The organism is Longimonas sp., assembly GCF_046498435.1.
In the GTDB taxonomy this organism is placed as follows: domain Bacteria; phylum Bacteroidota; class Rhodothermia; order Rhodothermales; family Salinibacteraceae; genus Longimonas.
Window position 1 is genome coordinate 1 of sequence record NZ_JAWOAR010000124.1, and the last position, 9484, is coordinate 9484.

The 9484-nt window shown below is 61.7% G+C and carries 8 protein-coding genes; 3 read left to right on the forward strand and 5 right to left on the reverse strand.

Annotation, left to right across the window (positions count from 1 at the left end; all coding sequences use genetic code 11):
* Together R6U20_RS04825 and R6U20_RS04830 are read right to left on the reverse strand one after the other, a co-directional pair.
* Nucleotides 1–725: OstA-like protein (locus R6U20_RS04825; protein ID WP_410336735.1), on the reverse strand; the 725-nt coding region annotated here is incomplete at its 3' end.
* A gap of 128 nt (nucleotides 726–853) precedes the next feature.
* Nucleotides 854–1498, reverse strand: coding sequence for an LPS export ABC transporter periplasmic protein LptC (locus R6U20_RS04830; protein WP_410336736.1), 645 nt, complete (start codon nucleotides 1496–1498; stop codon nucleotides 854–856).
* Between the two features lie 153 nt (nucleotides 1499–1651).
* Here R6U20_RS04830 and R6U20_RS04835 point away from each other — a divergent pair, with 153 nt between their 5' ends.
* From R6U20_RS04835 to R6U20_RS04845, 3 genes are read left to right on the forward strand one after another with little or no spacing between them, the layout of a single operon-like run.
* Complete coding sequence (locus tag R6U20_RS04835; RefSeq protein ID WP_410336737.1) at nucleotides 1652–1990, forward strand: STAS domain-containing protein; 339 nt, start codon at nucleotides 1652–1654, stop codon at nucleotides 1988–1990.
* A gap of 13 nt (nucleotides 1991–2003) precedes the next feature.
* The gene (locus tag R6U20_RS04840; protein ID WP_410336738.1) at nucleotides 2004–2462 is read left to right on the forward strand and encodes an ATP-binding protein; all 459 of its coding nucleotides are present in this window, start codon (nucleotides 2004–2006) and stop codon (nucleotides 2460–2462) included.
* Entirely contained in the window at nucleotides 2441–3613 is a 1173-nt protein-coding gene (locus R6U20_RS04845) for a PP2C family protein-serine/threonine phosphatase (protein WP_410336739.1), read from the forward strand. The genes R6U20_RS04840 and R6U20_RS04845 overlap by 22 nt, the downstream gene beginning before the upstream one ends.
* 113 nt (nucleotides 3614–3726) lie before the next feature.
* On the opposite strand, the gene R6U20_RS04850 is transcribed toward R6U20_RS04845, so the two are convergent.
* From R6U20_RS04850 to R6U20_RS04860, 3 genes are all read right to left on the reverse strand, one after another.
* Entirely contained in the window at nucleotides 3727–4353 is a 627-nt protein-coding gene (locus R6U20_RS04850) for a GNAT family N-acetyltransferase (protein WP_410336740.1), read from the reverse strand.
* A 383-nt stretch (nucleotides 4354–4736) separates the two neighbouring features.
* Nucleotides 4737–7826, reverse strand: a complete 3090-nt coding sequence (locus tag R6U20_RS04855; RefSeq protein WP_410336741.1) for an efflux RND transporter permease subunit — start codon at nucleotides 7824–7826, stop codon at nucleotides 4737–4739.
* Between the two features lie 110 nt (nucleotides 7827–7936).
* Entirely contained in the window at nucleotides 7937–9223 is a 1287-nt protein-coding gene (locus R6U20_RS04860; RefSeq protein ID WP_410336742.1) for an efflux RND transporter periplasmic adaptor subunit, read from the reverse strand.
* Nucleotides 9224–9484 lie beyond the last annotated feature (261 nt).

A 9484-nucleotide genomic window follows, 5' to 3' on the forward strand; every position in this document is an offset into this window, starting at 1 on the left:
ATGGCTTCATCTCCAAAGAGCCAGGTACGCGTGTTCTGTTCATCTTGGGATACCGACGGATCGTCGACTTCGCCGGGCGCCTGTCTCGGATTTCGGTCAATGAAGACGCGCCCGAACGCTTCGGAGCGACGCCGGTCGCGATAGTACGAGAGCGAATCGGCTTCAAGCCACGAGTCCGGGTCGTCGAGGGTCACGTTGCCTGCAAAGTCGGCACGGCGCTCGGGCGAGCGGTAGGTGCCCCGATCGCTGCGCAGGATGGCCGTGCTATCTTGCAGCTCTACCGGCTCGTCGAACACCGTACGGCGTTCGTCTACAAAGTAGATCGCTTCGCTGGAGCGCACATCGACTTCGCCGTCTGTCAGTTCTACCTCCCCAAAGGCAAACCCCAGATCGTTACTGCGTTCGTAGCGCACCGTGTCGGCATGAAGCGTATCCGGCCCCTCAACAATTTCGACGGCTCCCAGAAACAGAAATTCGTCGCGCGCAAGGTAGCGAAACGCCCGTTCCGACCGCAGTTCAGTGCTGTCTTGCCGCACAAACACATTACCAACAAGCTCCTGCACGCGCTCGCCGTCGGCCACGGTGGCGCTGAGCGAGTCGGCTTCGACATAGGCACGCGACTGCGTTGTGTCTGCGGCGCTCGAATCGGCTTGTTGCGCTATCGCCGCCTGCCGCCCGCTTCCGCCCATGAGCAGGACTACAGCTATGATGACCCCCCAACGCATCCCCCTGAGCCGCTCCGCAAAGGGGACCGTTCGCCCGGATGCGTGAATGTGTGGCATATGAGATACAGGGAGAATACAAGGAAAGCCGTAGCAGAAGCAACAAGGGCTGCCCAGAAAGGCAGAGCCAGCTACGCGTCGTCGTCTTCCTCATCGAGCTCAACCTCGGCATCAAACCGACCAATCTGATACGCGGAGAGATCTTCTTCGGCGACGAGCCCGCGTCCGTTGAGGGTTTCGGTGGGCGTAACGATACGCACAAAGCGGCTGGAACGCACCTTGCGGTCGCCTTGTCGCCATACGACGTGTTCGCTGTACAACTGCCGGTTGTCGGGGGTGCGAATGGCAACATCGCCGTACGCATCGGCCCGCCCCTCGTCGCTGAAGTAGAGCAGGCTGTCGGATTCGATGGTGGCTGAGGAGTCGCCCTCGGGCGTAAAGAGCTGCACCTGAATGCGCGCTGAGTCGCCTTTGGGGCTACGCAGCACGGCATAGCTGCTGTCAGGCGTTTCGTATTGCAGCATGCGCGCGGCCTCCAGTATGGCACGCTCGCGCTTCCCTTCGTGCAACACGACTCGTGGGTTGTGGGTTATTTGCATGGGGCGGTGGTCCGAATCGGCCTCCATGGCTTCGGCAGGCACCCCTTCGCGGTGCTCGCAGCCGCCGATAAAGCCGATAAAGAGGAGAAGCCCCAGCATTGCCCCCCACCACGCACTCATGCGCCATGTGCTGCCCCATGCCGTGCCCACCCCCCCTTGCACTCTACGAACCTCCACGGTACATTATCTGGAGCATGATCTGGCAAACGCGAGGATTATACTCAACATGCACGTAGGGTTGCATGAAGTTTACCGCAGCCCACGGGTCTTCAATCGCATCCTGAGTGCGCTTCTTTTTGCATTTGTTTTTTGCATCTAAGTTTCTAATTTATGAGCTTTTCTACTGAATCTGTGTCGGATGATACGTTGATCATCACGATTGGCAATACGCTCGACTTCCGTAATGCCGACGTGTTTAAAGAAACGATACAGCCTCCTATTGAAGCAGGGAAGCGTCAGTTCATTCTGGACTTCTCAGAGACCGACGTACTCGACTCGTCGGGGCTTGGGGCTATTTTTTCGTTGTACCGGCGCGTAGCTGCCCACGACGGGACCGTGGTGTTCGCGAATACGTCAGAACCGGTGCGCGTAGTCGTTGAGCTTACCCGCACGTACAAAGTGTTCCCCCAGTACGATTCTGTAGCTGATGCCCGCGCGGATCTAACCTAACGAATTGGCTCTTATGGATCTGCTTTTAGACCAGACGTATACCGATCCGCGAAGCGCGTTGCCCACGATCCGTACGGCCCTTCAAAACGCCTGGCCCGAGGCGCCCAACGAACCCGCTTCGGTGCCACCGCGCCGCACACGTCACTACTTGCAACTCATTGTGCACGAATGGATCGCCAACTTAGTGCGCCATGCCACGTTTGAAGACTCCCCTCGGATCTCGCTGCGGGTATTTGTCGATAGCACGTGCGTACAGTGCGAAATTATCGATAACTCAATGGGGTTCGACCTTGGATATATTCTATCCAAAATGAAGACCAACACGTCCCCTTTTCCTGAAGCAGGAATGGGCTTGCGCATCATTGACGCATGTACCGACGAGGTCTCGTATCGCAGCGAATCGCCCCTGCTTCACCGCTTCGCAGCTTCAATTCCTTACGACCATGACCCATGGATGAACGTCTTATTTTAGTCGTCGAGGACGATGCCACGCTGCGCGAGCTGCTCTCGTATCGCCTGGAGGCCCATTGCGAGGTGGCTACAGCAGTTGATGGCGTGGATGCTCTTGAAAAAATCGAGGAGCGCCGCCCCGACCTCATCGTCTCGGATGTGATGATGCCCCGCATGGACGGGTTTACGCTTCTGCAAGAGCTGCAAGAGCGTAAGGAAACGCGGGCCATCCCATTCATCTTCCTTACGGCTCGTACCGACGAAGACGCCCGCCTTACGGGCATGCGCCTTGGGGTTGACGACTTCATTACGAAGCCGTTCGATATGAAGCAGCTGATTTCACGAACGAAACGGCTGCTGGAGCGCGTCGAGGTGTTTAGCAACCGGCTGGATACGCAGCTCGGACACGACTTTTCGCAGCGCCTCATGCCCACGACGCTGCCCGAAGTGCCTGCTTACGAACTGTTCGTGCGCTACGAGCCCAGCCAGCAGGGCGGCGGCGACCTCCTCGACTGGCACGCGCTGGACGACGGGCGCTTCTTCGTCGCTCTTGGCGACGTGATGGGCAAGGGACTACAGGCCAAGTTTTATGCCTACAGTTTCCTAAGCTACGTACGCGCCAGCCTGCGGGCTCGCCTGTCGGATACGCCCCGCCCTGCTTCCATGATGGCTCATATCAACACGCTGTTGCTCAGCGACCAGGTGCTCACGGACACGTTCGCCTCGTTCTTGCTGCTTGTGTGGGACCCGGATGCGCACACCCTTACCTTTTCCAATGCAGGTCACTGCCGCCCACTCATCGTGGAGGATGGCACGGCCCGCCTGGTCGAAGAAAGCGACTTGATCCTTGGCATCACCCCCGATGCTACGTTTGAGCAGCACACGCTGGAGCTGTCCAGAAACACCGCATTCCTCGCGTACACCGACGGACTGCTCGAACAGCCCACCGCCGATGGCTCTCCGCTTGGCGAAGAAGGCATCCGCACGCTGGCCGAAGCAGCCTTCTCCACGCATCCCCCCGTAGACACACTCTGGAACGCCGGCCTCGACGCCTCGCCCGCCGATACGTACAACGATGATACGCTCATCTTCTGGCTGAAACGAACCGCCGACCCCTCTTCCGCACGCACGCACGTATCCATTTCAAACGTGGATTCCGAGGAGCCATCGTAGCCCGGGCCGCGCCCCACATAGATTCAGGATCGGGCCTTTCGCGCGTTGTGGATCAATGGTGGATCGATGGTGGATCTATGCGTGGGCAGCGTGAGGCGCAAACAGCCCGCTTGCTACGCTGGCATCTCGGCAGCTGCACGGGCGGGCGGGTCTACTGGCATACGCTCCAGAGGCGTGTAGTCCGTTTCCAAAAGCGCATAGTGCTCCTTATCCCAAAACTGATCGTCGCGGTACAGATAGTCCGTAGCTGTGCCCTCGTAGGCAAAGCCCGACCCCTTCACCAGGCGCGTCCACGCATCGTTGAACTCGAACGTCTCGGCCGAGACGCGATGAAGTCCCATATCGTCGAAGCATAGCGCCAGCAGCAGATTCATTGCGCGGCGGCCATAGCCACGCCCCCAGTAGGCCCGGTCGCCAATGGTGATGCTAATGCAGCCATGGCGGTTTGGGCGACTTACGCGATAGAGGGCGGCCACGCCGATGAGCGCCTCTTCGTCGCAGCTGTGAATCTCAAACGCATAGTTCGTCTTATGCCGGTAGTCGCAGAGCTGCTCGAACCGCTGCTTGAAATCGCCAAACGACTCCTTTTCAAATGGCACCTCGCTGTCGAGGCGATTCAGTTCAGGGTCATTGTTCCACTGAAAATGCGTATGAATGTGGTCGCGCTGGAGCGCGGTGAGGCGTACGTTCGGGCCACTGCGCGGCACCAGCTGCTGTACAGAAGGAAAATCGGTTATCATGTTCGGAAGCGCTTCCATTCTTGTAGAAAAACGAACGGCAGGCGCTGAAGCTTCCAACGCGATGCCGTGGGATAGCATGTAGCGTATGATACACATGGTAGGGGACATCGTACAGATCTGCAAGGTGAATGCCGCATTGCACACGAGGGGGTTGGCGCATGCACAGACGGTTTCTGGTGCATATGCCTCTCTACACGACTTCATATAGACACAAAGAGTGTGGAAGATACATCCTCTCCGTGTATCTTCTTCCTCCCGTTGCAGCACTACGATATTGGGGGATGGGTGAATGGCTTTTCGCTCACCCGCGAGGATAAATCATCAAGTCGAGCAGCGGTTTGCTCTCCAGAAAAGCGCCCGCTGCTCCTCTCATCGGCGCTCGCCTACGCATCCCCAAGCCGTGGCACACGCGCGACCTGCTGCACGAGCACGGGCACCACAAATAGCGTAAGCACGGTGGCGCTGAGCAACCCACCCACAATGGCGATGGCCAGCGGCGCGCGCAGTTCGGCCCCAGCGCCGAACCCGAGCGCCAGCGGGAGCAGCCCCAGCGCGGTGGTCACGGTCGTCATCAGAATGGGGCGCACACGGGCTTTTCCGGCAGCAGTGATGGCATCGTGCAGCGCCATGCCGCGCGCCTGCCGCTGGTTGATGAAGTCCACCTTGATGATCGCATCATTCACCACAATACCAACGAGCACCACGCACCCGGTCATGCTCATCAGGTTGATGCTTTGCCCGGTAAGCGCCAGCACAGCCACGACGCCTGCTGCCGCCAGGGGCACCGCGGCCAGAATCACGAGCGGCTGTAGCAGACGCTCAAACTGCGCGGTGAGAATCAGATACACGAGCAGCAGACTCAGAAGCAGGCTCCAGCCCACCGCGGTGAGGCCCTCCTGAAACGCGGTGCTGGCTCCGCCAATGGTGTGGCGGGCCCGAGGCACATCGGCCAGGACAGGGGCAAGGGCATCGTCGATGGCGGTCTGCGCGGTGCGGAGGTCTGCCCCAGGCGCAATACCAGCGGTGATTCGCGCAACCGGCGTCTGGTCGGTGCGGGTTAGAGCCGCGGGCAGGGCAATGCGCTCCGCCTCCACAAACAGATGCAGCGGCAGCAGTCCGTTCGCGGTGGGAATGCGCCGGCTGAGCAGCTCCTCGATGGAGGCAGCCACGCCGGTCTGTATCATGATGGGAATCTCCTCGCCAATCTGGCGCAGTTCGCTGGCGCGATGGCCCCGTGCAGCCGCATTGAGCGCGTCGCCAAGCTGGGGGGCTTCCACGCCAAAGCGTGCCATGTTATCGCGGCGCAGATGAAGCTGATAGCCGGGCACGTCTTGCGCTTCAGCGCGCTGCACGCCGGTCAGCGCATCTTGCTCGCGGAGCGCCTGCAGCGCCTCTTCGATTACGGGCGGGTCGGGGCGTTGCTCATCGGCCACCAGATCGATGGTAAGTTCAGCGCCTTCGGACACGAGAAGCGCCTCCAGTTGCGTCTGGGCTGTGCTCAGTTCCACGGTCATGTCGCTGGGCCAGTCGGTATCGCTAAGCTGGGCAAGGGCATCCTGAGCATCGGTGTCGTTGTTGAGCAGAATGGTGAGGTCGCCTTCGTAGGGCGGACGCGGGTCCAGTTCCAGACGGGCGGTGCTCCGTTCGCCCAGGTCGGCCAGCACGTGGCGGGTACCGGGCAGCGCCTGGGCAGCCTGCTCCACCGCAGCAGCGCGCTCGCTTACCAGCGGCAGGTCGGCCCCCGAGGGCAGCGTGATGTGCGCCTCCACACGTCCCTGATCGGCGGCGGGCACCACCTCGCGCGGCAGCAGCAGAGCCAGCGCGCCCGCGACCCCGCACGTCACCAGCGCGCCCATCAGTACGGTCTTGGGATGCGCCAGGCACCACTGCAATCCGCGTTCGTATCCGCCCAGCACCGACTGCATACGGAGCCCAAGCCCGGCAGCCTCTCCTGACCGCTCTCGGCTCATGATAACGGGCACCACCGCCAGCGCCACCAGCAGCGAGGCAAGCAGCGCCACCACCACCGCCAGCGACTGATCGCGGAAGAGGCGTCCGGCCAGCCCCTCGACCAGCGTAATGGGCAGAAAGACGGCGATGGTGGTGAGGGTACTTGCGGCAATGGCCCCGGCCACCTCGGCGGTGCCGTTGATGGCGGCCTCGTAGGCGCTCTGCCCCGCCTCCCGCAGCCGCGCAATGTTTTCGACGACGATAATCGCGTTGTCCACAAGCAGCCCTACGCCCAGCGCCAACCCACTCAACGCAATCAGGTTAAAGGAAATGCCCAGGAGTTCAAATCCGATGAGCGTAAGGCCGAGCGAGAGCGGGACAGCAATGGCAATGGCCGCCACCACACGCCGCCGACGCAGAAAACCAAAGAGCACGAGAATGGCCAGCAGTCCGCCCACAAGCACCGCCTGCGTCACCCCACCGATGGCCTCTTCGATGAACACACTTTCGTCGACCACCACATCCAGATCGATGCCCGAGAGTTCGGTTTCGAGCGGGGCGAGTGCCTCGCGCACGGATTCGGCGGTGCGCACGGTGTTGGCATCGGGGGTGCGCTCAACCAGGAGCAAGAGGGATTCGCGGCCATCGAGCCGGACCAGCCCGCGCCGCTCCTCGACCGAGGGCTGTACCTCTGCCACGTCGCGCACATGGATGGGCACGGGCCCAACGCGGGTAACGACCGCTTCCGCGATGTCGCGATGCGACTCGAACTCACCGCTGACTTCCACAGCGTAGCGAAACGGTCCACGCCGAATCTGTCCGCCCGAAAGTGCGGCGTTCGACTGCTCCAGCGCACGGCCTACATCGCCCACGCTCAGTCCGTAGCGCGCCATGCGGTCAGGATCGAGCCGAACGTCGACTTGCCGCTCATGGCCGCCGGTTACGCGCACACGGGCCACGCCCTGGAGTTGCTCCAACCGACGCGCCACCACTTCGCTTCCGATCTGACGCAGCTGCGAGAGGTCTTGCCAACCGATTCGGTCGTCGTCGGATGCGGTCTGCGTACGCATCGAATCGGCCACGGCGCCGCGCAGGGCCAGCATCATAACGGGGCGTTCGCTCGGGTCCACGCGCAGCACCACCGGGCGCTCGGCTTCGTCGGGCAGCGCATCGCCCAGACGGTCGATCTGCTCGCGCACCTCCAAGAGCGCCAGGTCCAGGTTCGCATTCCACCCAAAGCGCAGTTCCACAAGACTGCCCCCGAGTTGGCTGCGCCCCGTTACGCGCTCCAATCCTTGCGTGCCAGACACCGCGCCCTCAATGCGCTCCGTCACGCTCCGCTCCACACGGTCGGGCGGCACGTCGGGGTAGGGCGTCCACACCGTAAGCGCCGGATAGCCCAGATCCGGCAGCAGCGCCACCGGCAGCCGCACCAGCGCGGTCGTGGCCAGCACTGCCACAAGCACACAGGCCGCCGCCACGCCTACGGGACGGTTCACACATCCGCGAATAAACGCTTTCATGGGGTCAGTCGAAAATTATGGGATGCGAAGGATGATTCTTTATGATGAGCGGAGACCTCGGAGAAGAGGGAGGCCGCGTATCCCCTAATTATTGGGCGGATGCGCAGGGCTTACGGCATGGCTACCGGTTGGGGATCGCCCGCCTCGACGGGCGCATCGTGAGCGAGTGCAAAGTGACCATCGACCGCCACAATGTCGCCTTCTTGCAGTCCGTCGGTAATCTCCACAAAATCGCCCGAGCGCGTGCCCACCTCCACGTAGGTCCACTGCGCGCGGTCATTGCGCACCACAAACACAAGGTCGCGCCCCTGGCGCACGAGCACCGCATCGGTCGGCACCACAATGCGATCGGGCAGGCGATGGGTTTCGAGACGCACCGTGGCGTAGAGTCCCGAAATCAGTTCCTCATCGGGGTTGGGGATTGCAACTGCGACGCGCCCGGTGCCCCGATCATCATCGACTTGCGGATTGATGGCATGCACGGTGCCTTCAACCATGCCGTTTGGCGCTTCGTCGACTTCGTCGTTTCGGGCACGAGCGGGCACATGCACCTGTGCGGTTGCACCCTCGCGGATGCGCACGAGGTCTTCTTCGAGCACGTTCACGGTCACCTTCATGCGGCGGTCGTCAAGCACGTGGGCCACGGACTCGCCAGCTGCAATGCGCTGTCCCTCTTCCGTCTCCAGATTGGCGATGCGCCCGGCAAAGGGGGCCGTCACGCGGGTGCGCTCCAGATTCAGCCGCGCTCGCTCTACCCGCTGCTCGGCCTGGGTGAGCCCGTATGTGGCGGCCTGCACCGCACTCCGATCAAGCCCGGCACGCATCTGCGCCAGTTCAAGCTCCCGACGCACGGCCTGTACCTCGTTGCGCGTAGCCTCGCCTTGGTCAAAAGCGGCCTCTACCTCAGCGAGCGCGGCCCGCAAGTCCGCCACCTGACTCGTATCGGCCACCTGCTGAATGTTGGCGTCGCGCGTGTTGACGGCGTACTCGGCTCGCGCTTCGAGCAACTCCGCCTCGGCCTCGGCCAGTTCAATGCGCTCCTCGCGGTCGTCAATGCGGGCCAGCAGCGCGCCCGTCTGCACGTAATCGCCCTCCTCGATAGCGCGCTCGCGCACCACCCCGCCCCGCTCTGCACTCACCGTAGCCTGCCGCCAGGGACGCAGCCGCCCCGTGGCATCGGTACGCACCGGAAAATCCATGCGCTCTACCTGTACGACGTCAATCTGGGCGACCGAGTCGCTCACGTCTTCGGTTTCGGGGCGCTCATCGTCGCCCTGGGCCTGCCCCGTAAGGCGGGGCCAGAAGCCGTATAGAATGAGCCCGCCTACGGCGAGCACGAGTACACCAGCCGCCACGTGCCAGGCGCGCAGCGAACGAGAAGATGAAGAAGCAGACATTGGGCGTATGGGGGCATCCGACATGATCGAAATGAAAATACACCCCACAAGCTACGTAGCCCGTGTCATGAATTGCAAGTAGAGCGCTATGAATGCGCTGCCCCGCTACTGCGCATCACGATACGACAATATTTGCCTTTTGGGCTGTTCCACTCTATTCTACAACCCGTGCAGTTCCTCACTCATCATCACAATACAGACTTGCACATATAAAGCTATGATCATATCACCGCACAACATGCAGTGGCTCGTTACAGGCAT

Coding starts and splice junctions, on each gene's coding strand:
- R6U20_RS04835 (WP_410336737.1), top strand. CDS start 1,652: ATGAGCTTTTCTACTGAATCTGTGTCGGATGATACGTTGATCATCACG.
- R6U20_RS04840 (WP_410336738.1), top strand. CDS start 2,004: ATGGATCTGCTTTTAGACCAGACGTATACCGATCCGCGAAGCGCGTTG.
- R6U20_RS04845 (WP_410336739.1), top strand. CDS start 2,441: ATGGATGAACGTCTTATTTTAGTCGTCGAGGACGATGCCACGCTGCGC.
- R6U20_RS04850 (WP_410336740.1), bottom strand. CDS start 4,353: ATGATAACCGATTTTCCTTCTGTACAGCAGCTGGTGCCGCGCAGTGGC.
- R6U20_RS04855 (WP_410336741.1), bottom strand. CDS start 7,826: ATGAAAGCGTTTATTCGCGGATGTGTGAACCGTCCCGTAGGCGTGGCG.
- R6U20_RS04860 (WP_410336742.1), bottom strand. CDS start 9,223: ATGTCTGCTTCTTCATCTTCTCGTTCGCTGCGCGCCTGGCACGTGGCG.